Genomic DNA, 24,583 nt, shown 5'->3' on the forward strand with positions numbered 1-24,583 from the left:
CGCACCGGCATGGTGGTCCGCGCGATCCGCGACCGGATCGACGCCCGCACGCTGACGCCGGGCGCACGGCTGCCGTCGATCCGCGCCATGGCCGAGACGAGCGGCGTCGCGCGCTCGACGGTGGTCGATGCCTATGATCGCCTCGCCGCCGAGGGTGTGATCCGGTCGCGACCGGGATCGGGATTTTATGTCGCCGCGCCCTTGGCCCCGCTGGCGCTGGATCGGCTGGCCAGTACGAAGGAACGTGAGGTCGACCCGCTCTGGATGCTGCGCCAGTCGCTGGGCGAGCGGCGCCACGAATTCATGCCGGGATGCGGCTGGCTGCCCGATGATTGGCTAGCGGGCGATGCCCTTCGCAAGGCGATGCGTGGGGCGGCGCGATCCGACGAGAACGGCACCCTGGCGGGCTATGCCTCCCCGTTGGGTTCGCCCCCACTCCGGGCGTTGCTGGCGAGGCGGATGGCGGACCAGGGTATCGAAGCCGGCCCCGACCAAATCCTGCTGACCGACAGCGGCACCCATGCGCTCGATCTGGTGTGCCGCTTCCTGCTTCAGCCGGGCGATACCGTGCTGGTTGACGACCCGTGCTATTTCAACTTCCTGGCGCTTCTGCGGGCGCACCGCGCCAAGGTCGTCGGCGTGCCGATGACATCGACCGGGCCCGACGTCACCGCCTTCGCCGAGGCCGCCGCGACGCATCGGCCGCGCTTCTACCTGACCAACTCGGGCGTCCATAACCCGACCGGCGCGTCGCTCGCCGCCGCCACCGCGCACCGGCTGCTCAAGATCGCGGAGGCGCATGACATGGTCGTCGTCGAGGACGATATCTTCGCCGACTTCGAGCACATGCCGTCACCACGGCTGGCGGCTTTCGACGGGCTCGACCGGACGATCCGCATCGGCAGCTTCTCCAAATCGCTGTCGGCTGCGGTGCGTTGCGGCCATATCGCGGCACGGCCCGACTGGATCGAAGGGCTGGCCGACCTGCGCATCGCGACATCGATGGCAGGCAGTCCGCTAGCCGCCAACCTGCTGCACGCGGTGCTGACCGATGGCAGCTATCGGCGTCACGTCGACGGCGTCCGGACCCGGCTGGCCCGTGCTACGGCCCGGGTGGCGAAACGCCTGCGGGCCATCGGTATCGATCCGTGGACCGATCCGGCGGCGGGCATCTTCCTGTGGGCGCGATTGCCCGATGGCGTCGATGCCGTTGAGCTTGCCCGGCGGGCGATCACGGAAGGTATCGTGCTCGCACCGGGGCCGGTGTTCAGTCCCAGCGGCGGGTGGCGCAATCACATGCGCTTCAACGTCGCGATGAGCGATGACGATCGGCTGTACGCTTTTCTAGAAAAGGCCGTGTCGTGCCTGCTACTCGAACCGGCTGGCTAAGCGCTCGACCAGGAAATCGACGAATACCCGCACCCGTGCAGGCGTGGCGGCGCCGCCGACGAAGACCGCGTGGATCAGCTCGACGTCGCCTGGATTGTATTCTTCCAGCACGGGCACAAGCCGTCCGTCCGCGATCTCGGCCGCGACGCTGAAGCGGCCGACCCGGGTGATGCCAACCCCGGCAGCGGCGAGATGACCCAGCGTCTCGCCATTGTTGGCGACGATGCCGCCGTCCACGGACAGCGCGAAATCCCGGCCGTCGCGGCGGAACGGCCAGATCGGCTCGGCGCGGCGAAAGTTGAAGTTGAGGCAGTTATGGGCATGCAGGTCCTCCGGAACCCTAGGCGTGCCTGCCCGCGCCAGATAGTCGGGCGACGCCACGATCACCCGCCGCGCCTCGGATAGTTTTCGCGCGGTAAGTACGCTGTCGGCAAGCGGGCCGAAGCGGATCGCGACATCGGCCTGTCCGCCAGCGATGTCGACCAGCGTGTCGGTCAGCGCGATGTCGATCAGGATGTGCGGATAGGCGCGCGCGAAGTCGCCGAGCAGCGGCACGACGCACAACCGGCCATGCGCCAGCGCCGCGCTGATCCGCAACCGTCCGCGCGGCGCGCCCTGGTCGGCGATCTGCTGCTCGGCATCATCGAGATCGGCGAGGATGCGGCGGGCCGCGAGCAGATAAGCTTGTCCCTCGGCGGTGAGCGTGAGCGCGCGGGTGGAGCGAAGCAGCAGCCGGACGCCCAACCGCGCCTCAATCCGGTCGATAGCCCGCGCCACGGCTGATGGCGTCAGCCCGAGCGTGCGGCCGGCCGCCGAGAAGCTGCCTTCCTCCACCACGCTCGCGAACAGGGCGAGTGACCGGGCGCGATCGTCATTGCCGATTACCTTTGCGTCCAAAGCACAGATCCTTTGCAGCGGTGGGCGGTTCCGCCGCACTGCTCCACCGTCCATCTATGCGCCTGACAATGACATTCGCAAAGGAGGTGTCATGGAATATCGGCAATTGGGATCGTCCGGCCTGCGCGTTCCGGCCCTGTCGTTCGGCGCGGGGACCTTCGGCGGCAAGGGACCGCTGTTCAGCGCGTGGGGCACAAGCGACGCCGCCGAGGCGCGGCGGCTGGTCGATATCTGCCTCCACGCCGGCGTCACGCTGTTCGACACCGCCGACGTCTATTCGGATGGCGCGTCGGAACAGGTGCTGGGCGAAGCGATCAAAGGGCGTCGCGACGCCGTCCTCATCTCGACCAAGACCGGCCTACCGATGGGTGACGGCCCGCAGGACTTGGGCGCGTCACGGGCGCGGCTGATCAGCGCGGTCGAGGCGGCATTGCGACGGCTCGGCACCGACCGGATCGACCTACTCCAGCTTCATGCCTTCGACGCCTCTACCCCGACCGAGGAGGTGCTGGGTACGCTCAACCAGCTGACCGCGGATGGCAAAATCCGCTATGCGGGCGTGTCCAATTACCCGGGCTGGCAGATCATGAAGGCGCAAGCGCTGGCCGATCGTCATGGCTGGCCGCGCCTCGTCGCGCATCAGGTCTATTACTCGTTGATCGGCCGCGCCTATGAATGGGATCTGATGCCGCTGGCGGCGGACCAGGGGGTCGGTGCATTGGTCTGGAGCCCGCTCGGCTGGGGCCGGCTGACCGGCAAGATCGGGCGCGGACGGCCGATCCCGGCGGGCAGCCGCCTCCATGAAACCGCGCAGTTCGCGCCGCCGGTCGAGCACGAACATCTCTACCGCGTCGTCGATGCGCTGGAGGTGGTGGCGGCGGAGACGGGCAAGACGGTTCCGCAGGTCGCGATCAACTGGCTGCTGCGACGTCCGACCGTTTCGTCGGTCATCATCGGTGCGCGCGACGAGGCGCAGCTGCGCGACAATCTCGGCGCGGTCGGCTGGGCGCTGACGCCCGAGCAGGTGGCGACGCTCGACGCAGCAAGCGACGTGCTGCCGCCCTATCCGCACACGCCCTATCGGCAGCAGGACGGTTTCGCCCGCCTCGCACCGCCGATGGTTTGAGGGAGCCACAATCATGAAGTTCAACCTCGGATTGCTCGCGCTGGCGGTCGGCGCCTTCGGCATCGGCGTGACCGAGTTCGCGCCGATGGGCATGTTGCCGGTGATCGCCGGCGACCTGCAGGTGTCGATCCCCGCCGCCGGGCTACTGGTCAGCGCCTATGCGATGGGCGTGCTGGTCGGTGCGCCGTTGATGACGCTCACCACGGGGCGGGTCGACCGACGGACGCTGCTAATCGCGTTGATGGGCATCTTCACGCTCGGCAATGCGCTGTCGGCAGTGGCGGGCGGATACTGGATGCTGATGGCGGCGCGGGTCGTCACCTCGTTCAACCATGGCGCGTTCTTCGGCGTCGGATCGGTCGTCGCCGCCAGCCTCGTGCCGCCGGACAAGCGCGCCGGCGCGGTGGCGGCGATGTTCACCGGGCTGACCGTCGCCACGATCGGCGGCGTGCCGGCGGCGACTTGGGTCAGCGAGGCGGTTGGCTGGCGCACCGCCTTTGCCGGGATCGCCGGCGTGGGGGCGATCGCGATGGTGTCGCTGCGCATCGCGCTGCCGCCGCTGCCCGCGGCCGAAGGTGGCGACATGCGCGCCGAGTTGCGGGTGTTGACGCGCGGGCCGGTAGTCATGGCGCTGGCCCTGACCACGATCGGCTTTGGCGGCGTGTTCACCGTGTTCACCTATATCGTCCCGATCCTGCGGGATGTGACGCATGGCTCGACCGGCTATGTCACGGCGATGCTGATGCTGTTCGGCGTCGGCGCGACGATCGGCAACGGGCTCGGCGGTCGGCTCGCCAACCGTTCGGTCGACCGGGCGCTGATGACGATGCTGGCGATCATGGCGCTGACGCTGCTCGCCTTCACGGTTCTCATGCAATGGCAGGTGACCGCCGCGATCGCCATCCTGGTCTGGGGCATCGCCAGCTTCGCGATCGTACCGCCCCTGCAGATGCGGGTGATGGACGCGGCCTCGGACGCGCCGAACCTCGCCTCCGCGATGAATATCGGTGCCTTCAACCTTGGCAATGCGATCGGCGCGGCGCTGGGCGGCGGCGTGATCGGGGCTGGGCTGGGCTTGTCCACCGTGTCGCTGGCCGGTGCGGCGATGGCGGCGGTGGCGCTGGCGATGTTGCTGGCGTTCCGGCGTCGGCCGAACGCCAAGGCCTGCCCGGCCTGACGGGCGGCGACATCAGCCCTGGATCACAGCCGCTTCCGCATTCGGGTCAGCGGCACGACGACACCATCGACATGGGTGTCGGCGCGCTCAACCGGCTCGTAACCGCAGGCCGCGTAAAGCGGCACGCCGCCCGCCGTGCCCATCAGTTCGACGGCGGCGAAACCCTCCGCCTGTGCCGCTTGCTCGCAACGATCGAGGATCAGCCGCCCGATCCCCCGCCGGACATGGTCGGGGTGGGTGTACATCGCGCGGATACGGGCGGCGTCCTCCGCCGGATCGAGCAGCGCCGGATCGCGCAGGTCGGTGCTATGATCGCCGCCATAGAGCGTCGCGCGCCGGCTCCATCCGCCACAGCCGACCGGCACGCCATGGTCCTCGACGACGAAGTACGTGCCGTCGTGCACCAACTGTGTGTCGAGCCCCATCACCGAGCGGCTGGCGACGATCTGCGCCGGGGTCAGCACCGCCGCCTGGCCCTGATCGATCGACAGCGTCATCAGGTCGCGGAGCGCCCCGAGGTCGGCTTCGATCGCGAGGCGGATCGTCAGGTCGCCGGTCACGCCGCCAACTCCAGCCGCCAGGTCTCTCCCTGTAGCGGAACGCCGAACTGCTCATGCATCGCCGTGTCGACACAGGCGAAACCATGCGCGGCATAGATACGGCGCGCGGGCTCCAGCACGGTGTGGGTGCACAGCGTCACCGCGCGATAGCCCGTGTCCCAGGCGAAGGTGACGCAAGCGCCCACCAGCGCATCGCCAATGCCCCGGCGGCGGGCGAAGGGTTCGACATGCAGCAGCCGCAGCCGGGCGAGACCGTCGCCTTCGTCGGTCACGAACACCGCGCCCGCCATCACCCCATCGATCTCGGCGACCCAGCATTGCTCGCGCTCGGGTTTGAAGTCGCGCAGGAACACCGCGGTCACCTCGCTTTCGATCACCTCCAGTTCGCGACCCCAGCCATGGCTCTCGGCATAGAGGAGCGACTGGCGCGCAGCGATCAGCGCGGGCTCGCCGGTGCGAAAGGGCCGGATCACGAACGGCCCACCCGAGGCCGGATCGAGCAGCAGCCGCGCGCGCGTCAGGGCTTCGACCAGATCGCGCCGCGCTTGTCCATCGACGGTTGCGAGCAGATCGCCGACGGCATGGCTCTGGCGGTGGTCAAGCGTGCCGAAGGCCTCACGTCCCGCCTCGGTCAGCCGGAGGTCGCGGGCGCGGGCATCGTCGTCACGACGCACCCGCACGATCCAGCCGCGCTTCTCGAAGCGTGCAACCAAGCGGCTGAGATAGCCCGCGTCCATGCCCAGCGCGTCCTGCAACACGCTGGCGGTAACCGGCTCGCGCGTGGCGATCTCGAACAGCAACCGTGCTTGAGGCAGGCTCGCCTCGGTGCCCAGGAACCGTGCGTCGAGCGCGCCGATCGTCTGGGTGTAGAAGCGGTTGAACCGGCGGATGGCGGTGACGTCTGCATCTTCCATATCCGCCAAGCTGGCTCATTTTACTTGACGGAGTCAAGTATCAGGGTAATGCTGGCTCCGGCACCAGTTGCGCACGCATCGTCGCCGCGTCCCGACCGGGCGGTGCCCCGAACAGGCGGCGATAGTCGCGGCTGAACTGCGACAGGCTTTCGTAACCGATCGCGAAGCCGACCCGCGCGACCTCCTCGGCGGCGACCAGGCGGCGGCGCGCCTCCTGCAAACGCACCTGCTTCTGGAACTGCACCGGCGTCATCGTCGTCACCGCCTTGAAGTGACGGTGGAAGCCGGGGACGCTCATGCCCGCCAGCGCGGCGAGGTCGGCCACGCGTAGCGTCTCGGCATAATGGTCGCGGATGAACCCCGTCGCGCGGCCGATCCGCGCGGCATGGGTGTCGACCAGACCCATTTGACGCAGCGCCGGTCCCAGCGTGCCGCCGAGCAGCCGCCAGACGATCTCGCGCCGGATCAGCGGGGCGAGCACAGCCTGATCGGCCGGATGATCGAGCAGGTCGAGCAGCCGCCTGAGAGGATCACGCAACGCAGGATCATGGTCGCTGGTCGCCAGTGCAGGGAAGGCGGCGGCTGGTCCCCGCACGCTGGCCTGCTCCGCCACCAGTTCGGCCACGGTCACGGGTTCGATCGCCAGCGACAGCGCCAGATAGGGCGCGTCGGCACTCGCCCGCACGATGCGTGACGTGACCGGCAGGTCGACCGAGGCGAGCAGGCATTGGCCCTCGGCATAGTGATACGGTGTCGGCCCGAGCATCGACATCTTCGCGCCCTGCACGACGAGGCAGAAGGAGGGCCGATAGACCGAGCGGATGATGCCGGTCGGCTCCTCCGCGCGGGTGATGAGCAGGCCCGGGATCGGCGTTTCGCGACCATGGACGAACCAATGGCGCTCGATCAGCCGGGCAAGGTCGGACAACGTCGTCATGGCAGAGATCGTAGCTTCACCGCACACCGAAAGCACCCGTCTACGAATGACTTTGATAGGATCGGGCAGGACTTTGATCGGATCGACGTCGCGGCGCCGAACGTTCGCGGCGTATCTCCGGCTCATCCATTCCAACAGGAGTATCATCCCATGCGTATGCGCCAACTCGGCCATAGCGGCCTTTTTGTGTCCGAACTCTGCCTCGGCACCATGACCTTCGGCGGCAGCGAGGGCATCTGGGGCCAGATCGGCCAGCTTCGCCAGGACGAAGCCGATGCGCTGGTCCGGACCGCGCTCGATGCCGGCATCAACTTCATCGACACCGCCAATGTCTATGCCGGCGGCGAGAGCGAGCGTATCCTCGGCCAATCGCTCAAGAACCTAGGCGTCGCCCGCGACAATGTCGTGATCGCGACCAAGGTGCTGGGGCCGATGGGCGACGGACCCAATGCGCGCGGCGCCTCGCGCGGCCACATCCTCAGCCAGTGCAAGCAGAGCCTCCAGCGGCTCGGCCTCGACCATATCGACCTCTACCAGATCCATGGCTTTGATCCTGCGACGCCGATCGAGGAGACGCTGGAGGCGCTCGACACGCTCGTCCGTCACGGTCACGTTCGCTATCTCGGCCTGTCCAACTGGGCGGCGTGGCAGGTGGTGAAAGCGGTCGGCATCACAGAGGCGCGGCGGCTCGCGCCGATCCTGTCGCTCCAAGCCTATTACACGCTGGTCGGCCGCGACCTGGAACGCGAGATCGTGCCGATGCTGCGGTCCGAGAAGATCGGGCTGATGGTGTGGAGCCCGCTGGCCGGCGGGTATCTGTCGGGCAAATATGATGGCGAGGGCCAGGCGGCGGACGGGCGGCGCGCGAATTTCGACTTTCCGCCGGTCGATCGCACCCGTGGTTCGGTGGTGATCCCCGAGATGCGCCGTATTGCCGAAGCGAAGGGCTGCACCGCCGCGCAGGTCGCGCTCGCCTGGCTGCTCCATCAGCCGGTGGTGACGAGCGTGATCGTCGGGGCCAAGCGGGTCGATCAGCTCACCGACAATATCGCCGCGACCCAGGTGTCGCTCGACGCGGACGATCTGGCTGCGCTCGATGCGGTGACCAAGCTGCCAGCGGAATATCCCGGCTGGATGCTCGAGCGCCAGGGCGGCTATCGCGCCTGACGGTCGCAGGTTCGGCGGGACGCTTTCTCGTCCCGCCACTCCGACCTAGCGTTCGAACAGGCGGCGGATCAGCCGGGCAGGAGACGGCCCGTCCGGGCGGCGTGGGCAAAGGCCGGAAAGCCGAAAGACTCCGCCTGACGCGCGGCGATTTCATAGTCATAGGGTACGCCGTGCAGTTGGGCCGCCCATCCGGCATTACGACGCTCGACGATGGCATAGCGCGCCAGCGGGCTACCCGCCTCCATGACATGCGGGGTCGCGCCCCAATCCCGGTAGCACGGCATCCCGACGCTACCGGGATTGACGATCAGCACACCATCGACCGCCACGATGCGCGGCGTGTGCGTATGCCCGCACAGCACCAGACTGGCCGACCCGATCCCCTTCAGGCGTGGCCGGATGGCAGGGTCGGCATCCAGTGTCGCGCGGCCGGACGTCACGTCCTCGAGCAGATATTCCAGATCCCCGCCCGCCGGGCTGCCATGGCAGGCGAAGACATCGCCGTCGCAGAGGGTGAGCGTCGCGGGCAGACCCTCGATCCAGGCCCAATGCTCTTGGGTCAGGAGCGGCCGCGCCAGAACGTCGAAGGCGCCGTCGCTGCCGTCCTGCAACTGGCGCTCGTCGTTTCCAGCGATGGTCAGATAATCGGAGCGCATCTGAAGCTCGGCGCTTCCCGCAGGATCGAAGGGGCCGGATACGAGGTCACCCAGATTGATGATCAGGTCGGGCGCGGCGGCAGTCATTGCGTCGCGGACAGCCTGCAGCGCGGCCAGATTTCCATGTGCGTCGGCAATGACCCCGATCTTCAAAACTTCCCCCTTTGGTTGATACGCAGCAGCATGGCGGGCACTTCCTCCAAACACCATGTACGCCGGACGCCCACCAGCAATTGCCGTTACCGTCGGCCACCGGCAGTCAGGGGCCGTCAAATAATGCTACCCATGCGTAGTCTCGTGCATGATCAAGAACGGATTCGCTATCCGGCGACACCGCCTCCTTGACCGCTGTGATTGCCTGCCTGATTTCGGCGTTAAACGCGTCACTGTCGGACAGATCGATGATTTCTTCTTCGAGGAAATCGTCAATTAGCCGCAATTGCTCGAGATCCGCATCCATTTGCGTCACGGCAGGCTCCTGTCTCTCGTGGCGTTCATCAACACGCGCTTAAGCTGCCTTCGGCGCGACGCAAGTTCGGTTGCATCGACCCCCAACCGCCGCTGAAGATCGGCACCCTTCGCACCATCCAGTAGCGCATCGATCAACGCGACAAGGCGTGGGTCGCGATCAATCGCCTCGCGGATGGCAGTGATCGTGCGGCGGTAATATATGGCGTCATGGCCGACCTGCTCCGGCGAGGGCGCGGGTGACGCCAGATCGATGCCACCTTCACCGAATGTACCGATCAGAACGGGGCGGTGGCCCGCGATGTCAGCTTCACGGTCAGCCGAGGTCAGGCTGCGCATGATCCCGACCAGGAAGTCGGTGACGTTCCAGCTGCGCTGGCATTTGCGCCGCCCGTCGAGCGCCCGGATGAAGGCTTCCTGACGCAAGTCGGCGGCGAGAATATGCCTGTCGCGTGCCAGATAGCGAGAGGAGGCGATAAGCCGCCGCCGGTCAAAGTTGGGGAGTGCGCCCAGCATCACGCCGATCTCGGCCGGCGTATAGTGGCTGTCGGCGGCACGATCCTCGGCAGTTGAAGCAAGGTTGGGCAAAATGGCGATGCCTCTCAATCATAAAAGCGGACCTGCCGGCATATTCGGACAGGGAGGATGAAAAAATCGCTGCGATTGTCCGAATTTTCTTGGTCGTCCGCTTTATGGATTGAGTGATGCTGTTCCTGCTCGTTCGCCGAAGAGCCTCAGCAGCCGGCTTTCATCTTTTATGAGCGGCAGATTGCCCCGCCATGCCGCCTCGCCGAATTATGCGCAATGTCGTCAGCATGTTACGCCCGGCAGCGCCAAAGCCGCAGTTCAGCACTTGAGATTGTTAACCCGCCCGGCGTAGAGGTGGATTGTTCGCCAGCAGGCGGACCGAGGCGTGGAAACCTCGTCAGTAAGTAGCCGTATGCCCGGCCCGAACCAGTTTCGGCCGGGGAGCGGGCGTGTATGTCCAGGGCTTCTTCGGAGGCCTAAAGACGCTCGCGCCTGTCTTACTGCAGGTTTCCAATCTCCGGCTCACGGGCCGGCACCGCCTCGTTTCAACAGGGGCGGTGCCGCCGGCTGGGATCAGCCTGCCGGCACCGACGCGAACGGGGGTTCGAGCGTGGGTGCATATCATGGTTGCCGCAGCAGGCGACTCGCCATCATCAGGAACTCGGCGGCGGTTGCGACCGCCATGATGCTCGGCGCCTGCGGTGGCGGCGGAAGCGTCAACTCCCCCGGAACGACGCCGGTCGTCACCCCTACACCAAGTCCGACGCCAGCGCCAACCCCGGCTCCGACGCCAACTCCTTCGCCTGCGCCGACCGCCGAGGATGCGAAGAGCGCGGCTGCCATCGGCATGAAGGCCGACTACGCCTACGCGCGGGGCATCACGGGCAAGGGCGTGACGATCGCGATCGTCGACACCGGCATCGACCGTGACGGCCCGGAGTTCGCAGGCCGCATCTCGGCCGACAGTACCGCGTTCGACCAGAAGATCGCCCGTTGCGCGACCTGCCCGGGCGAGACGATCCGGTTCGAGCTCGACGACAAGGACGGCCACGGCAGCAAGACCGCCGCCATCGCCGCTGGGGCGCGCGACGGGAACGGCATGCACGGCGTCGCCTACGACGCCACCATCCTGGCGCTGAAGATCAGCGGCCCAAACCTCGACGGGGTCGTCGCGGGTTCGACCGGCCCGATACCGGAATCGGATGCCCCGAACGTTGCACTGATCGCTCCGGCGATCAGGTACGCGGTCGACAAGGGCGCCTTCGTGATCTCCATGAGCATCAACGGCTCGGGTGGCGGCGAGCAGATGGCCGCTGATCTGAAGTCGGCGATGGATCAGGTGCGCGGCGGCAACCGCCTTTTCGTCGAATCGGTGACGAACAACGTCGGCGAGGACAGCTTTTCGGGCAAGGTCGCGGAGAATCTCGTCGGCAAGGACCTGTCGAACAAGGACTGGTTCCTGTTCGGCGTCCGCGTCGATGCGAATCTGCAGCCGCCCAGCGGCAACGGCACGCCAGGCGCATTGGCGGACCGCACCCTGTCGGTCGTCGCGAGCAACGTCGCCACCGTGGACCAGAATGGTCAGCAGGTCGTCGTGACGGGCAACAGCTTCGCGGCGCCGGGGATAGCGGGTGCCGCGGCCTTGCTGAAGCAGTACTGGCCGCAGCTCGGCGGCAAGGAGATCAGCCGCATCATGCTCGACACGGCGACTGATCTCGGCGCGCCCGGGGTCGATCAGGTCTACGGCGTGGGTCTGCTGAACGTCGAGAAGGCGATGCAGGCGCAGGCACCGGCAATGTCGTTCGCCGCTGCACGGACGGTGCTGACGCGCTATTCATCGTTGGTCGTGTCCGCGCCGTTCGGCGGTGCGGCGGGCGCGGCCGACCTCGGCTCGCGCACGTCGACCATGACCGTGTTCGACCGCTACGGCCGAGATTACCTGATGACGGCGCCCAGCGGCATTCGCGCGCGGTCTTCCGGTCTGCTCGCGGGGGCGCTCACCGCATCCGCATCTCCCTATCCCCTTCGGTCCTCGTCGTGGTCGGACGCGAAACTGGGCATCGCGACCTCGACGACGATAGGACCCTGGCAGGCCGCTGCGTCCGGTCGGCTGGCAATGGTGGCCTTCTCGCCGGCTGCGGGTCAGACGATCACGCTGGGTGCGAACGTCGCCGTGGGCCCGGGCGGTGGTTCGTCTCTTGCAGGTTCGTATCTGCGCGGCGCGATCGGGCAGCCGATCGGCATGTCGTCCGAATGGTCCATCGGCGGCTGGTCGGCTTCGCTCGCATCGGGTTCCTCCATCACCGCGACGCCATCGTCGTTCCGCCGCGGGTCGCGGAGCCGCGAGGCCGGCCTGCGTACCGTAGCGGTCTCCGCCCCGTTCGGTGTCGGCCTGGAGGTATCGGAGCTCGTCGAACGGGGGCAGGTGCTGGGGTTGCGGGACGATGCGGGGGCCGGTGCGGCCGGTGCCCGGACCGTGCTGGCGACCACGACGCTGCGCCGGAGCGTCGCTGGCGTGCAGCTATCCGGTCGCGCCACGGTTGGCAGCAGCAGAGCCGCCGACGCGGTCGCAGGCGTCCGTTTCGACGGCCGCATCGTCAGTACCGCTTTCGCGGTCGAGGGTGTGCGCCCGCTGCTCGGCGGACTGGCCACGCTGGGCCTATCGTCACCGCTGCGGGTTGAGCGGGCGCGGGCTTCGCTCATGGTCCCGGTCGCCTATGACCTGATGTCGGGTGCGCTCGGCGAAGAGCGCCGGACCTTCGACCTGTCGCCGACCGCGCGCGAGCTTGATCTCGAGCTCGGCTGGTCGACGGCGCTGGCACCGTCCTCAACGCTGCGGCTCGGCGTCGCCCATGCCTTCGACGCCGGTCATGTCCGCGGCGCGTCAGACGTGGCCGCTTTCTTGAATCTCGTCGTCCGCTGAACCGCAAGGAACACCCATGTCCAGATCCACGTCCGTGTCCGCCGCTGTCCTGCTCTTCGCCACCGCCACGGGCTTGAGCGGGTGTGGCAATTCGAAGGCCCCCAGCAAGGCGGCGTTCGCCGCCGCGCTTGAACCCGTCGTTCGCGATGTCTTCTGCCATCCCATCGACGTGATGCGATACGAGGTCGAGGGCGAGACCGCCGGATCGGGGTTCCCGATCGTCACCTCGCCGGAGCCGACGCTTGCGGGACCGGGTTCCGACGGGAAGGCGGTCGCGATGCTGAACGGTCTGGCCGGCGTCGGGCTCGTCACGCGCACACCGTTCGAGAAGCCCGCGCGATGGAGTGGCTCCACCAACGCGTTCGTGCGGCAGCCGCTGATCTCCTACGCGCCGACCGAGAAGGGGGCGCCCTACCTTCATACGGTCGAGCGCAAGGCGACGAACGCAACGGTTGCCGTGCCGTCGTTCTGCATGGCCAAGGGCGAGGTCGTCGACGTCGTGCGCTGGACCGAGCCGACCGACTTTGCCGGTCATCGGGGGAGCCAGGTCACCTACACCTACCACGGCGTCGATCCGATCCCGGTTATGCCACCGGCGGAACAAGCGCGGATGGCCGAGCCTAAGGAGGCGACGATGCCGTTCGAGCTGCAGAGCGGCGGCTGGCGACCGATGCCGCGCTGACGATCGACGTGACCGTCACCATCCCATCCATTTCGACCGACACTATGACCGCGGCGCCGAGCGCCGGTTCGTCAAGGAACACCATGATGAAAATGACCAAGGCTGCTGCCATCGGCGCCGTGATGGCGCTGTCGCTTCCCACGGCTCCCGCCATGGCGCAGAAGGCGCAGGGGGCTGTACGACCCGCGCTGTATACGGCGGGGCCGCTGGCGATGGATGTCGCTGGCGTCCGCCTCGGCATGCCGCTGGCCGCGGTGCAGGCAGCGCTGGCGGGGACCTACCGTTGCTCGATCTACCAGTCGGCATCGTTCCGACAGCTCGTCGAGCGAGAGGTCCGCAAGCGCAAAGGCATCCCCGACGGCTTTGGCCCTGATGGCACTGCCGTTGGTGACCTGACCTGCCAGGGTCCTGCTGGTGAATATCTCCGCCTATTCATGGCGCAGACGCCGGCGGGCGAGATCGTCGACCGGATCGACCTGACGGTATCGACCAACCGCGTCGATCCGGCCACGCTCGTCGGCCAAGTCGAGGGGAAGTACGGGCGGCCGACCGAGGGCATCCCGGCGAACGGATCGTGGTGCATGACCCGATGCGGCGGCGATCTGACGATGGAGCCCAATCCGCGCATCACCGTCAGGTCCGACGCCTGGTCGCTCAAGATATTCGGCACCCGCGGGCGAAACGCGCGTCTTGCCGATGAGGCGGCGGTAAAGGCGGCGGCCGCGCGCGAAGCACCGGCTGCAGCGCGCGGCGCTTTTTAAAATCGACTGTAAAGACGTTTGCGTCTTTGCTGCCGGCGCTGGTCGCGACGTTGCCGATGGCGATCGCCACGCCGATTACAGATGCCATGTCAAGGGGCGTAGCACCGCGCACGGCAGACGGGCCTAGCTATGCTGCCGCCACGCCCCATGCGGATGGTGATGAAGGCAGCATTCGCTGGAACCGGCTGCTCGTGATCGCGGGCTATGGGTCGCGCCAGTCGTCTGCAGTCGACGCGGTCGGATTGGGAAGATGGTAAGCCGCCACGGCGGTCTACAGTTACTCCAGGGGTTCCGACTGACCGAGGATTTCGTTACGCGCGGCTGCGCTATCCGGCCTGACGGAGTTCTTGGCCTCGTTTTGCGAGCGCACCTTTCGGCCTTTGGCGCGGGCAGCGGCTTCACGCGGCCGATGTTTGTCGACAACGGATCTGATCGCGTTCCGCAAGTCCACCTCGAACTCCCTGTCACCTGCCCAGAAATCGAGTGCAGCATGCAGCTTCTTCGACAGCTCGACGCGTTCCTCCCTGACCTTTTGTTCCAGCGCCTTGCGGCTAGGTTCGTGGTCTTCGAGGATCAATTCGTTTTCCATTTCATCGGCTGGGACATGGGGGCTGACAACGCGCATCAACGTCCACGCCGGCCCCATGGCGAAAACCGGCGTCACCAGCGACGTGATCTGCTCCATCAGCGCCCATACGATGAGTGAGGACTCGAATTCGAGGGCTGATGCCGCCACCGACTGCGCTGCCGAGAGTTCACGTTCCGCTTTCGCAATCCGGTCCCGCGCTGCGGTGACCCGTTTCGAAGCGCGCTCGATCTCCCGCTTGGTATTCACCTGTGAGACGTGCGGCTTCTCTGGCACGCGCGGCGCAAAAGGTTCGGGACCGCCTGACAGCCACCGAAGCCAAAGTTCCGGGTCAGCCTCGGGCGGCCGGAAATTCATGACCATTTCCCGCAGATAGGCTTCGCGCTCGGCATGGCCCTGTAGATTGTCGACCGCGCGCATGCCAGCGCTTCCCCCACCTGCGGGATCCGAAGCCAGTTTGCTGACCAAGGCCAAGACCCTGGTGGTGATCTCCGGCTCTGCCACAGCCTCGGCCGAGCGTACCGCATCCCCATCTTCGCTTGGCTCAGCCATCCCCGCTCAACCTTCCCATTCTGACGGTCGCGTTGTGGAACGACGGGACCGACGCATCTTCACGGGACGCGAGACCGTTCGCCGCGCGCACCACCAAGACGCTGGCATAGCCTGCACATCGTTGAGGAAGTCTGACATACCTGTCGCCGCGTTCCGAGCGGCCTGCGGCCGGTATGTCAGAACGAACGCGATTTCGACGAAATCGCGAAATCTGGGTATGTCAGGAGCCCTGATTTGACACACCAGATTTTGAGGGCGCAATACCGTAAAGTTGCTGAACCCCAACTTTACCGCCCCTCCCGGCTTCCTGAAGGCCGGAGAGGAGCGTTGCGCTCCGTCTGCGACGGAATGGTGTCAGCTATGCGGTGGCTATCTGACATACCTCGGCCATCGGCCTGCGGGGTCCTCCACCGTGCGTAGGCACGGTTCCGGAAGGCGCGAGACCAAAGATGTTCGGTACGACCGACGTCAGGCGTGAATGCCCGAACGTGCGCGTCGTGCAGCCGTCAAACAAACTGACCGCGAAGTTGGAAGAGGCGGCGCGCACTGAGGGCGGTCTGCAAGGCAATCAGTGCGGTCGCTGCGTCGTAGGGGCCGCCTTCTGCTGCGGCGAGACGCGTGCGCCGCCGGCCTGAGTCTGACGAGAGTGAACGGAAGCCGGGATTTTGAGCCGCTGAAGATCGATGAAAAAGATTGGAGGTGCTTGTCCGGATCGCTCGGTCCGCGACCCTTAAGCTTCGGTACCGCAATGGATTTTCTGACTACCCCCGTGCACTCGCTGCCGCACGTGCTTCTCCACTATATCGCCTCCGCCTTCGGCAAGCCCGAGGTGCCCGTCCTGGTTTCGGGCGGCGGTATGCCCGCCGACAGCGTTCTGTACGACGCCCAGTCGGTTGTCGTGGCGCTGACCTGTGTCGCCAGCCCCATGTTCCGCAGCAAGATCGAGCGCCTCGCGGCCGATCAGTCGATCGACGTCATGCTGGTGCGCTGCTGCTTGACCGGCGGTGACCTGCTGCCGGTGTCGATCGATGTCGTGCTGGCTGGCGGCGGGCTCGTACCTTTCAAGCTGGAGGACCTGGCGCTTTACCGCCACGATGATGGCGGCTTGTGGCTGGTGCCGTTCGGGTTCGGCGGGGCGATCCGGCTGGAGGCGCATGGCCTCGAACTCTATCTGGTGCCGCCCTACGAAACGCTCGCCGAACGCGCCGACGGCATCTATCGCGCCGCGTCCGATCTGGCCGAACGCCTCTACCCGCAGGAGGCGATCTGATGCGCGCCAAGGCCAAGCGGGCAGCGGCAACACCCAGCGTCGAGGTCAATCCGGGCTGCCTGCCGGATCCGGCTAACCCGCATAGCTGGCTGGTGCTGACCGGCGATGATGCCGATCGCAATACGACCCGTGTCATGTATGGCTGCCTGCGACCGAGCTTTCGCGGCCACCTGAACAGCGCGGCGGCTTTTGCCGCCGCTAAGTTGACCGTCGGTGCGCCGCCCGACACGCCGGCATGGACGCTGACTGCCGCGCGCGCCGAGGTGCTGTTGCCGCCGGGGGCGGATGATCGGTTGTCCGACCCGCGGATTCTGATGGAGACGGTCGACGCAGAACTGCCGGTCAAGGCCAAGGCGCTGCTCGCCTATCTGACCTTCACCTTCCCGACGGCGCGACTGCACGAACAGTATGAACTGGTCCGCGACTTTACCCGCCGGTTGATCGTCGATCCGTTCGAGGTGGCCGCACTGCTGGTTCAGCATGCCCCCCACCGCGCCGGAAGTGCCAGCCCCCCGCATGTTCATGCCCTCCTTGCGGGACCCAGGCGACTGACGCCGCTCGGCTTTGGCGAATGGGTGACACCACTCGCCACCGACAAGGCCCATGCCCTGGTTGGCAACGCGTTTCGCCAGTTCCAGGCCGACTGGCGGCAAGCCTGACCGCGCCGGCGCACGTCTGCAAACCAACACCATCATCGGGAAACATCATGAACGATAACGAACCCTGGCCGCGGATCGGCCAGGCGATGAACTCGCACGTCGTGCGGATATTGGCGCAGGCGGCTGGATGGCGGCTGACCGACATGCCGGCCGACCTCGGCCTGCCGCTGGCCGGCTGCGTGTATAGCGAAGCGAACCACCTGCTGGTCACGACAACGGTCGGCAATCTTGCCGCGTCCATCGCTGCGATGGACAGCGCGCTGCTAGCGACGCGGTCGGACGCGCTGATCGTCAGGGCTACGGCCGAGGACGGGATGCTGGGCTTCGCCCTGGGCCTGTGGCACAGCGGGCGGGTCACCTGGCACTGGATGCTGACGCTCTGGGTCGATGTCGATGCTGGCCTGTGGCTCGTGCCGACATCGGACAAGCGGGACGGCACGGCCGCTTCGGGGTTCCGGCTGACGGCGCACCATCTTCGGGTTGAAGAAGTGCCGTGGCGAACGGCGCATGAACGCGCCGACGGCTTGGTCCGGGCCATCCGCCTGCTGGCCCACGGCGAGCGCGGCACGACATCCGGCCCTGCGGACGGGGAGGATCGGTCATGACGGTGCCGATGCCCCGCCTGCTGCGGCAGGCGTGTTGGGCGCTCGTCATCGCCTTTTCGCTGCTCGTGCTGGCCGGCCAGCACTGGCAGCACGCGGCGGCGGGGCCGAGTACGCGAGGCGTGATGGCGGTCGCCGCCGTCATCTGTCCGGCGGCCGTCGAGCGGGTCAGGCCGGTGCGCGTGGCTGATGGGGCGTACGCGCTCGACCGTGCTGTCCTGCGGCGGATCGCGGTGCAGCTTCACATGGGACCGAGGTGCTCAGTCCCGGTTGAACCGCCCGCCGTGCGGGCCGATCGACAGCGCGATTGCGGTGGAGGGGAGAAGATGAGGGGGATGGGCAAGTCGATGTGATCCCCGTGGTGGGGATGAAACAAGGAAGACACACTATGAACCCCGACCAGACCGCCCATGTCCGCGCCTATGTCGCTGCCGTTTCCAAGCTCCTGCTCGGCAACAAGATCATGAACCCCGGCCTGATGATCATGGCCGGTGATCCGCTCGACCATTTCCAGCAGATCGCGTTCGGTCGCACAGCCGTCGAGGCACAGGTTGATCTTGTCTATCTCGCGTTCACCCTCAACGACGATGGTGTTCCCGTCATGACCGGGATCACCGTCATGCTGCCGCGCGACACCGTCTGCTACGTCTCGACGGGTTGCCGCCTGTCGCTCGTCCCCGGCAAGGCTCGCGCGGTGATCGTGCCGCAAGACGGGGCTCAGTCCCACTTCAAGGTACTGCCGGGCGAGATCATGCAAGTCCGGGGTCGACCGGCGTCGCTGGCGGCCGGATGCAACCGCGCGACTGCGAAGCTGACGATGCTCGTTCGCGATGGCGTCGACGTCGCGGGACAGGTTGCGCTACGTGATCACGTCCCCGCATAACAAGGGGATATCGCGCCGGACCCCAGCATTGACGCTTGGCGGTAAGACGTGATCTTCGCCGGTCATGAGCATATCAATAGGCGAAGCGCGTCGGATCGCTTTGGCAGCGCAGGGCTTCGGGCGATCTCGGCCAGAGTACCCATCAGTTCGCCACCTGCGCGGCATCGCCGAGCGGCTCAACCTCTTCCAGATCGATAGCGTCAACGTGCTGACGCGGGCGCACTATCTGCCCGCATTCTCACGTCTCGGCAGCTATGACCGTGCTCTTCTGGAGGGCGATGCGTGGGGGCCGAAACGCCAGCGGCGCATGTTCGAATATTGGGCGCACGAGGCATCGTTGCTGCCGCTCGACCTCCACCCACTGCTCCGCTGGCGCATGGCGCGGGCGGAGCGAGGCGAGATCGGCTATCAGGCGCTGCGCCGGTTCGCGGTCGAGCGCCGGGCCGAGGCGGATGCCGTGCTCGAACGGATCACCGCCGAAGGCCCGCTGGCGGCGGCCGACTTCGAGAACGGGTCCAGCCGCAGCGGCTGGTGGGAATGGAGCCACGTCAAGCATGCGCTCGAATGGCTGTTCTGGTCCGGGCAGATCACCACCGCGACCCGGCGGGGCAGCTTCGCGCGCCTGTACGACCTGACCGAGCGCGTCATTCCGTCGGCGGTACTGGCGCTCCCAACGCCGTCGGTCGAGGCGGCGCAACGTGCGCTGATCGAACGCAGCGCCCGTGCCCTGGGCATCGCCGCCGCCAGCGACCTGCGCGATTATTTCCGGTTGAAGCCCGTCGAAGCGGATCACGCCATCGCCGACCTGGCGGAAGACGGCGTGCTCGTGCCGGTGCGGGTCGAGGGCTGGAGCCAGAAGGCATGGATGCACCGCGACGCGACCATGCCGCGCCGGGTGCGCAGCGCTGCCTTGCTCGCGCCGTTCGATCCGTTGATCTGGGAGCGGGCCCGCACCGAACGCCTGTTCGGCTTCCACTATCGCATCGAAATCTATGTGCCGCAGGATCGGCGCACGCACGGCTATTACGTGCTGCCCTTCCTGATGGACGAGGCGCTGGTCGGCAGGGTTGATTTGAAAGCGGATCGGCAGGCAGGCGTGCTGCTTGCACACCGCATCACTCTGGAACCGCGAGCGCCCGCCGATACGCTGCCCCGGCTTCAGGTTGAGTTGGACCGGATGGCGGCATGGCTCGGCTTGGACGCCGTCCGCATCGGCGCGGTCGTGCATCGCGGTTGAGCGTCTTCGCCCGTCACGTTGCTCCACCCCGCTCGGCGGCGGGCGCGATGCCGTCGTCGAGCAGCGCATGGAGCGCGGCGATATGGCCATTGTCCCGCGCGCCGCTTGGATCGGAGGTCATGACGACCGTCAGCTTCAGGTCTGGCACGATGAACAGCATCTGCCCGCCATAGCCCCAGGCGAAGCGCAGCGGATGGCCACGACTGGTGCCAACGAACCAGCCATAGCCATATTGCCCGCCGCTCCACGGCGATACGGTGCGAGGAGTCCAGCTTTCCTCGATCCAGCGCGCAGGCACGATCCGCCGTCCGCCGATCACGCCGCCCAGGCGATAGAGCTCGCCGAACCGGGCCAGACTGCGCGGTGACATCATCATGTCGTTGCCGCCGAAATAGATGCCCTGCGGATCGCGCGACCATGGCGGGATGGTGATGCCGAGCGGCTCCGCCAGCCAGTCGCGCATCAGCGTGTGGGTGTCGCGTCCCGAAGCGCGGGTCAGCATCGCCGACAGCAGATGCGTGTTGCCGGTCGAATAAAGCATCGCGCCGCCCGGCTCATCGACGAACGGGCGCGCGAGGGCGAAGCGGACCCAGTTGCGGCTGGACACCCAGCGCCCATAATTCTCACCCGACGTCCGCTCCAGTCCCGCGCGCATCGTCAGCAGGTCCTTGACGGTCAGCCGGGCAAGACGCGGGTCGGGATCGGGCGGCGCATCGCTGCGAAGGACCGACAGCACGGGCTGGTCGGCGCCGGTCAGCACGCCCCGCGCGATCGCGATGCCGATCAGCGCGGACAGGACCGACTTGGACGCAGACTTGATATTGACCGGCCGGTCGAGCGGCGGCCCGCCGTTGAAGCGCTGCTCGGCCAGCACTTGTCCGTCGCGCAGGATGAGCAGCGATCGAAGCCGTGGAAGACGGCGGGCTTGGGCAACGGTGTCGGCAAGGATGGCGCTGTCCAGGCCCCGCGTCTCGACCGGACCAAATACGGCGGTTTGCCGTGGTGCAGGCGCAGCATCGCAACCGCTGGCGAGCAGGAATGCCAACGCACAGGCATATCTCTTCACGGCGCGATTGCCGAACGAACCGTTTGCAGGAACTTGGCGGGTGCTTCGACCTGCGGCGAATGGCCGAGATCGTCCAGGCAGATCAGGCGGGCGCCCGGGATGCGCTTCACCGCGTCCTCGGCGGCCTGCGGCACGGTGCGGACGCGGGCGCGCGGGGCCTCCGGTGCGCTGCTTGCGCGAAAGGCGGTCAGGTCGCGCTGGCCGATGATAAGCGTGGTCGGCACCGCCAAGCGCGGCAATTCGGCGGCAATGGGCTGGGTCTGGATCATGTCGGACAGGCGGGCCTGTGCGTCGCGCACCGTGTCGCCATCGGGGCTGGCATATTGCCCAGCCAGCATGGCGACCCAGCGATCATAGGCCGGACGCCAGACCCCATGATAATAGTTGCGGAGCTGATAGGCCTTGATCGACGCCGCGTCCGTCTTCGCCTCGTCGTCGCGCAGCTTGCCGAGGTCGGTATAGGGCACGCCCTCGCTCAGCGTGTCGTTGAGGCCGAGCGGGTTGACCAGCACGAGCTTCGCGACCCGCTCAGGGTACAGGAGCGCGAAGCGCGTGGCGAGGATGCCCCCGGTCGAATGACCGACCAGCACGACCTTGCTGGCCCCGGCCCGGTCGAGCAGCGCGGCAGTCAGCGCGGCCATGGTGTGGAAGCTGTACTGATAGCCGCTCGGCTTCGACGATTTGCAAAAGCCGATCTGGTCCGGCGCTATGACGCGGTAGCCCGCAGCCCCCAGTCCGCGTGCGGTGTCGCCCCAGGTCGCGGCGCAAAAGTTCTTACCGTGGAGCAGGACGACCGTCGTGCCGTTGGGCGTGGCGGTCGCCGGCCAGTCGAGAAAGGCCATGCGAACCGGATGGCCCTGTGACGTCGCCTCGAACCAGTGCACGGGGGCAGGATAGTCGAACCGCTCCAGATTGGCACCGAGCGGCACGGTTTGCGCCGAGGCAACGGCTGAAAGCAGGGCCGAGCAGGCGGCGGCAGCGAGAAAGGGACGAAGCATCAAAGGGTAACACCGGTCGCGATGCGGATATCCCTGTGAACACTTCTTCTATCGAGGCGGGCGTGTAGCGACCGGAGCTTACGCAATAGCGAGTAGCTTCGTTGCGACGCCCGCTCATGGCCTGGAGATCAACAGCCCGCGTAGCGGCTCGGCGGCTCGGCGGCTCGGCGGCACGGGACGGTCGGACCCTGTTACGTGGTGATGTCAATTCTACCGGGCCTAAGGATCGTCTGATCGCCGCCCGCGGCACCCGATGACGAACATGATGTCAACGTGGCTCGTGACTGCGATTTCAAAAGCGGCAGCGGAGCAAATGATCGGTCCGCGCGACCATCCCGCTTATGGCAGAATACTTTTCAAAATCCTGAGTCACTCTGGCTTGGTGGCCTTTGGCCGTCCCAACCGACTGGGCACTCGGACCCCGAACTTCAGCCGGTTCGCGGGACGGATCCGGATTGGCAGGGTTGCTGGGATATGCTCGGTCAGCGGTGTAAGATGCTTGAGCGCCTCCAGCTTGATCGACAGTTCTGCCTCTTCGTCATAGCTTCGCGCTGTCTCGGTTTCACCTTCGTGGCCGAAGATATCGCAACGAACACTGTCCTCCACGCGGCCCTTCAACATAGTTGTGGAAAGGCCCCGGAAGCTGTGAACGTCCTTGTCCTTCCATGCGCCGCCGTCCTGGTGCAGCCATGGCGTTCCATTAGGGAAAGCCCATTTCCTCCAGGGATTGAAGATGCTTTTGTAGAAGGTGCTGGCAAAGCTGGTGCTTTTTGGCGAGTCCATTTCCGGAAAAAGCATGGTACAACCCGCCGCCCGGATTTCCCTGATATAGTCGAGGAAGCCTAGCCGAATGAGTTCAGGATGGATCGGCAGCTTGCGGACGGACTGAGTGTTCTTCAGTCCACGGTCTTCGGTGTAGTCAATCTGCAGATACGGAATCGGCTCATCCTCGTGCACATCGCTGAGCGGCAACCCGGCCAGCTCCGAGCTGCGACCGCCGTACAACGGCAGCATCAGCGGTAACCAATACCAGGCATCGTGCAAAACCACTGTCCCCGGCTTCAGACGATGATCGATTCCGGCTGACCCGGTCCAGATGGGAGCGGACAACAGATCACGAAGTTCTTGTATTGACCAGTTGGCGCGCTTGTCACGGTCACGCTTACGCTGTTGACGTGCCTTTTTGCCGATGCCTTTTCGGGCCTTCTTGAAGGTGATCGGCTCAGCGGGACGATGCCCCTCCTTGTCGGTCGCACCCTCGGCATGATCGAGAACAGCCGCAATCCAGGTGATGTGTTTGTTGATCGTCATCTGGGACACGCCGAGCATGTCCGGTGCCATAGACTTGGCCCGTTCGAGGCTCGCGGCGATCCCGCCCGCCCGTTCCTCGGTCGTGCGCCCCCAGCGATTGGGGAGGGCCCGGCATAGTTTGGTGAAGGCGGTTACATGTTCCTGCTTTATGTCTTCAATGAAGACATTTTCTCCACATGCGAAGTCGAACAGACGAATGGCAGTTTGGACCTGTTTGACGGTGTCCGTATTCCACGCCTTCTCTTGCTTGTGGGCGTCGATACATTTGTCGGCTGCATCGCGCAGGCGCATCTTCGGCTTCTCTGGCACTGGCGCCGCTGCTGGTGCCTCAGGCGTGACAACAGTCGATCGTTGTGAGGGGACCGCCCCCTCGGGATCGGCCGACGCCTCTTCCCACGCAAATGGTGCATCGTCCGCCAGTGCGTCGTCGATCCAGTCGGCGGGCACGTCTCCGTCCGCCGACAGGTTTGCCGTCGCCTTGCGGCACGCCACCGCCTTGGCGGCACAGATCGTGACGCGCAGCTTGTCGAGGTTCGTGGCCGTCGGCGCGATCCCGAAGTTGGTGACATAGCTGTCGATCTGCTTTGCCGAGACGGGGCTAGCGCTCTGGAGATCGAAGACCGTATCGGCGACGGCCTTCGCCTCTTGCATGTCCCAGCCGTTGCCGATCAGGCGCTCATGGTCATCGAGCGACCATTTCGCCTCGACGCCGCGCTTCGACAGGAAGGTCCATGCCTCGGCATAGCGAGAGTTGAGACTGGCGTGATCGACGGCGGGGGTGCTGCTGGCGATCTGATCCTCAAGGATGCGCTGCAACTGCCAGCGCAGCGCGTCGCTGAATATCTTCTTGAGCTGGTCGGGTCTTACCCCGGAGGATCGTTCGCCATATCCCATGCGCAATGTTTCCGCCGCCGAACCGAGGCGCAAGGCGATAACCCGCGCGTCCGTAAAGCTCATCGCACCGATGGGTAACGCCAGCGTTAACCGCACGCCGGCAACCGTCATTTTCTTGCGCCACCAATAGCGGCTGCCGCGCAAGCCCACATTCGAAAAGCCCATTCCGCCACCCCAAGGGGTACAGCGAGGGGTACAGTCGGGGGTACAACTGTCCCTGATCGCCATCGTTAAGACGCGAAATCAAAGACTTGCAAGCGGATGGTCGGGGAGACAGGATTCGAACCTGCGACATCCTGCTCCCAAAGCAGGCGCGCTACCAGACTGCGCCACTCCCCGA

The 24,583-nt window shown here is 66.2% G+C and carries 24 protein-coding genes and 1 tRNA gene; 13 read left to right on the plus strand and 12 right to left on the minus strand.

Annotation, left to right across the window (positions count from 1 at the left end; genetic code table 11):
• Window positions 1-1,389: PLP-dependent aminotransferase family protein (locus QZ546_RS16175; RefSeq protein ID WP_367113542.1), on the plus strand; the 1,389-nt coding region annotated here is incomplete at its 5' end.
• On the opposite strand, the gene QZ546_RS16180 is transcribed toward QZ546_RS16175, so the two are convergent.
• Window positions 1,369-2,286, minus strand: coding sequence for a LysR family transcriptional regulator (locus QZ546_RS16180; protein WP_294239838.1), 918 nt, complete (start codon window positions 2,284-2,286; stop codon window positions 1,369-1,371). The genes QZ546_RS16175 and QZ546_RS16180 overlap by 21 nt on opposite strands.
• Window positions 2,287-2,377: 91 nt before the next feature.
• Between QZ546_RS16180 and QZ546_RS16185 the strand changes: the two genes are divergently transcribed.
• Both QZ546_RS16185 and QZ546_RS16190 read left to right on the plus strand, forming a co-directional pair.
• On the plus strand, window positions 2,378-3,412 hold the full coding sequence (locus tag QZ546_RS16185) for an aldo/keto reductase (protein ID WP_294239841.1): 1,035 nt from the start codon (window positions 2,378-2,380) through the stop codon (window positions 3,410-3,412).
• Window positions 3,413-3,425: 13 nt separating this feature from the next.
• Window positions 3,426-4,589 (plus strand): MFS transporter, encoded by a 1,164-nt coding sequence (locus QZ546_RS16190; protein WP_294239843.1) that lies wholly within the window; start codon window positions 3,426-3,428, stop codon window positions 4,587-4,589.
• Between the two features lie 23 nt (window positions 4,590-4,612).
• Here QZ546_RS16190 and QZ546_RS16195 read toward each other — a convergent pair whose 3' ends face one another.
• From QZ546_RS16195 to QZ546_RS16205, 3 genes are read right to left on the minus strand one after another with little or no spacing between them, the layout of a single operon-like run.
• Window positions 4,613-5,149 (minus strand): GNAT family N-acetyltransferase, encoded by a 537-nt coding sequence (locus QZ546_RS16195; protein WP_294239845.1) that lies wholly within the window; start codon window positions 5,147-5,149, stop codon window positions 4,613-4,615.
• Window positions 5,146-6,063 (minus strand): helix-turn-helix domain-containing GNAT family N-acetyltransferase, encoded by a 918-nt coding sequence (locus tag QZ546_RS16200; protein ID WP_294239936.1) that lies wholly within the window; start codon window positions 6,061-6,063, stop codon window positions 5,146-5,148. The genes QZ546_RS16195 and QZ546_RS16200 overlap by 4 nt, the downstream gene beginning before the upstream one ends.
• A gap of 40 nt (window positions 6,064-6,103) precedes the next feature.
• Complete coding sequence (locus QZ546_RS16205) at window positions 6,104-7,000, minus strand: AraC family transcriptional regulator (protein WP_294239847.1); 897 nt, start codon at window positions 6,998-7,000, stop codon at window positions 6,104-6,106.
• 150 nt (window positions 7,001-7,150) lie between these two features.
• Between QZ546_RS16205 and QZ546_RS16210 the strand changes: the two genes are divergently transcribed.
• The gene (locus QZ546_RS16210; RefSeq protein WP_294239850.1) at window positions 7,151-8,167 is read left to right on the plus strand and encodes an aldo/keto reductase; all 1,017 of its coding nucleotides are present in this window, start codon (window positions 7,151-7,153) and stop codon (window positions 8,165-8,167) included.
• 68 nt (window positions 8,168-8,235) lie between these two features.
• On the opposite strand, the gene QZ546_RS16215 is transcribed toward QZ546_RS16210, so the two are convergent.
• The 3 genes from QZ546_RS16215 to QZ546_RS16225 form a co-directional block, all read right to left on the minus strand.
• Window positions 8,236-8,976, minus strand: a complete 741-nt coding sequence (locus QZ546_RS16215; RefSeq protein ID WP_294239853.1) for a metallophosphoesterase family protein — start codon at window positions 8,974-8,976, stop codon at window positions 8,236-8,238.
• Between the two features lie 106 nt (window positions 8,977-9,082).
• On the minus strand, window positions 9,083-9,292 hold the full coding sequence (locus QZ546_RS16220) for a hypothetical protein (RefSeq protein WP_294239856.1): 210 nt from the start codon (window positions 9,290-9,292) through the stop codon (window positions 9,083-9,085).
• A complete protein-coding gene (locus tag QZ546_RS16225) occupies window positions 9,289-9,879 on the minus strand; it encodes a hypothetical protein (RefSeq protein WP_294239860.1) in 591 nt (196 codons plus the stop codon). Before QZ546_RS16225 ends, QZ546_RS16220 begins: the two co-directional genes overlap by 4 nt.
• A gap of 787 nt (window positions 9,880-10,666) precedes the next feature.
• Between QZ546_RS16225 and QZ546_RS16230 the strand changes: the two genes are divergently transcribed.
• From QZ546_RS16230 to QZ546_RS16240, 3 genes are read left to right on the plus strand one after another with little or no spacing between them, the layout of a single operon-like run.
• Window positions 10,667-12,742 (plus strand): S8 family serine peptidase, encoded by a 2,076-nt coding sequence (locus QZ546_RS16230; RefSeq protein WP_294239863.1) that lies wholly within the window; start codon window positions 10,667-10,669, stop codon window positions 12,740-12,742.
• Between the two features lie 16 nt (window positions 12,743-12,758).
• Window positions 12,759-13,424, plus strand: a complete 666-nt coding sequence (locus tag QZ546_RS16235) for a hypothetical protein (protein ID WP_294239864.1) — start codon at window positions 12,759-12,761, stop codon at window positions 13,422-13,424.
• Between the two features lie 8 nt (window positions 13,425-13,432).
• Complete coding sequence (locus QZ546_RS16240) at window positions 13,433-14,185, plus strand: hypothetical protein (RefSeq protein WP_294239867.1); 753 nt, start codon at window positions 13,433-13,435, stop codon at window positions 14,183-14,185.
• Between the two features lie 277 nt (window positions 14,186-14,462).
• On the opposite strand, the gene QZ546_RS16245 is transcribed toward QZ546_RS16240, so the two are convergent.
• Window positions 14,463-15,191, minus strand: a complete 729-nt coding sequence (locus QZ546_RS16245) for a hypothetical protein (RefSeq protein WP_294239869.1) — start codon at window positions 15,189-15,191, stop codon at window positions 14,463-14,465.
• Window positions 15,192-16,071: 880 nt separating this feature from the next.
• On the opposite strand from QZ546_RS16245, the gene QZ546_RS16250 reads away from it, so the two are divergent.
• The 6 genes from QZ546_RS16250 to QZ546_RS16275 all read left to right on the plus strand — a co-directional run bounded on the left by QZ546_RS16250 (window position 16,072) and on the right by QZ546_RS16275 (window position 19,974).
• Window positions 16,072-16,593, plus strand: a complete 522-nt coding sequence (locus QZ546_RS16250) for a hypothetical protein (protein WP_294239872.1) — start codon at window positions 16,072-16,074, stop codon at window positions 16,591-16,593.
• On the plus strand, window positions 16,593-17,252 hold the full coding sequence (locus tag QZ546_RS16255; protein WP_294239876.1) for a hypothetical protein: 660 nt from the start codon (window positions 16,593-16,595) through the stop codon (window positions 17,250-17,252). Before QZ546_RS16250 ends, QZ546_RS16255 begins: the two co-directional genes overlap by 1 nt.
• A gap of 47 nt (window positions 17,253-17,299) precedes the next feature.
• Window positions 17,300-17,857, plus strand: coding sequence for a hypothetical protein (locus QZ546_RS16260; protein ID WP_294239880.1), 558 nt, complete (start codon window positions 17,300-17,302; stop codon window positions 17,855-17,857).
• Entirely contained in the window at window positions 17,854-18,207 is a 354-nt protein-coding gene (locus QZ546_RS16265; protein ID WP_294239884.1) for a hypothetical protein, read from the plus strand. Before QZ546_RS16260 ends, QZ546_RS16265 begins: the two co-directional genes overlap by 4 nt.
• Before the next feature lie 35 nt (window positions 18,208-18,242).
• On the plus strand, window positions 18,243-18,737 hold the full coding sequence (locus tag QZ546_RS16270; protein ID WP_294239887.1) for a hypothetical protein: 495 nt from the start codon (window positions 18,243-18,245) through the stop codon (window positions 18,735-18,737).
• A 64-nt stretch (window positions 18,738-18,801) separates the two neighbouring features.
• Window positions 18,802-19,974: a crosslink repair DNA glycosylase YcaQ family protein gene (locus QZ546_RS16275; protein ID WP_294239889.1), complete on the plus strand. Its 1,173-nt coding sequence runs from the start codon at window positions 18,802-18,804 to the stop codon at window positions 19,972-19,974.
• Window positions 19,975-19,987: 13 nt separating this feature from the next.
• On the opposite strand, the gene QZ546_RS16280 is transcribed toward QZ546_RS16275, so the two are convergent.
• The 4 genes from QZ546_RS16280 to QZ546_RS16295 form a co-directional block, all read right to left on the minus strand.
• Complete coding sequence (locus QZ546_RS16280; RefSeq protein ID WP_294239895.1) at window positions 19,988-21,040, minus strand: serine hydrolase; 1,053 nt, start codon at window positions 21,038-21,040, stop codon at window positions 19,988-19,990.
• Window positions 21,037-22,038, minus strand: coding sequence for an alpha/beta hydrolase (locus tag QZ546_RS16285; protein WP_294239898.1), 1,002 nt, complete (start codon window positions 22,036-22,038; stop codon window positions 21,037-21,039). Before QZ546_RS16285 ends, QZ546_RS16280 begins: the two co-directional genes overlap by 4 nt.
• Before the next feature lie 369 nt (window positions 22,039-22,407).
• Entirely contained in the window at window positions 22,408-24,408 is a 2,001-nt protein-coding gene (locus tag QZ546_RS16290; protein ID WP_294239900.1) for a hypothetical protein, read from the minus strand.
• Between the two features lie 97 nt (window positions 24,409-24,505).
• Window positions 24,506-24,582: transfer RNA gene (locus tag QZ546_RS16295), tRNA-Pro, on the minus strand.
• Window position 24,583 lies beyond the last annotated feature (1 nt).

It is taken from the genome of uncultured Sphingomonas sp., assembly GCF_913062585.1.
In the GTDB taxonomy this organism is placed as follows: domain Bacteria; phylum Pseudomonadota; class Alphaproteobacteria; order Sphingomonadales; family Sphingomonadaceae; genus Sphingomonas.

Excerpts from the sequence above, each read along its gene's own strand:
- QZ546_RS16185 (WP_294239841.1), top strand. The coding sequence starts at position 2,378 with ATGGAATATCGGCAATTGGGATCGTCCGGCCTGCGCGTTCCGGCCCTG.
- QZ546_RS16190 (WP_294239843.1), top strand. The coding sequence starts at position 3,426 with ATGAAGTTCAACCTCGGATTGCTCGCGCTGGCGGTCGGCGCCTTCGGC.
- QZ546_RS16200 (WP_294239936.1), bottom strand. The coding sequence starts at position 6,063 with ATGGAAGATGCAGACGTCACCGCCATCCGCCGGTTCAACCGCTTCTAC.
- QZ546_RS16205 (WP_294239847.1), bottom strand. The coding sequence starts at position 7,000 with ATGACGACGTTGTCCGACCTTGCCCGGCTGATCGAGCGCCATTGGTTC.
- QZ546_RS16210 (WP_294239850.1), top strand. The coding sequence starts at position 7,151 with ATGCGTATGCGCCAACTCGGCCATAGCGGCCTTTTTGTGTCCGAACTC.
- QZ546_RS16230 (WP_294239863.1), top strand. The coding sequence starts at position 10,667 with ATGAAGGCCGACTACGCCTACGCGCGGGGCATCACGGGCAAGGGCGTG.
- QZ546_RS16235 (WP_294239864.1), top strand. The coding sequence starts at position 12,759 with ATGTCCAGATCCACGTCCGTGTCCGCCGCTGTCCTGCTCTTCGCCACC.
- QZ546_RS16245 (WP_294239869.1), bottom strand. The coding sequence starts at position 15,191 with ATGCGCGCGGTCGACAATCTACAGGGCCATGCCGAGCGCGAAGCCTAT.
- QZ546_RS16250 (WP_294239872.1), top strand. The coding sequence starts at position 16,072 with ATGGATTTTCTGACTACCCCCGTGCACTCGCTGCCGCACGTGCTTCTC.
- QZ546_RS16255 (WP_294239876.1), top strand. The coding sequence starts at position 16,593 with ATGCGCGCCAAGGCCAAGCGGGCAGCGGCAACACCCAGCGTCGAGGTC.
- QZ546_RS16260 (WP_294239880.1), top strand. The coding sequence starts at position 17,300 with ATGAACGATAACGAACCCTGGCCGCGGATCGGCCAGGCGATGAACTCG.
- QZ546_RS16265 (WP_294239884.1), top strand. The coding sequence starts at position 17,854 with ATGACGGTGCCGATGCCCCGCCTGCTGCGGCAGGCGTGTTGGGCGCTC.
- QZ546_RS16270 (WP_294239887.1), top strand. The coding sequence starts at position 18,243 with ATGAACCCCGACCAGACCGCCCATGTCCGCGCCTATGTCGCTGCCGTT.
- QZ546_RS16275 (WP_294239889.1), top strand. The coding sequence starts at position 18,802 with ATGAGCATATCAATAGGCGAAGCGCGTCGGATCGCTTTGGCAGCGCAG.
- QZ546_RS16285 (WP_294239898.1), bottom strand. The coding sequence starts at position 22,038 with ATGCTTCGTCCCTTTCTCGCTGCCGCCGCCTGCTCGGCCCTGCTTTCA.
- QZ546_RS16290 (WP_294239900.1), bottom strand. The coding sequence starts at position 24,408 with ATGGGCTTTTCGAATGTGGGCTTGCGCGGCAGCCGCTATTGGTGGCGC.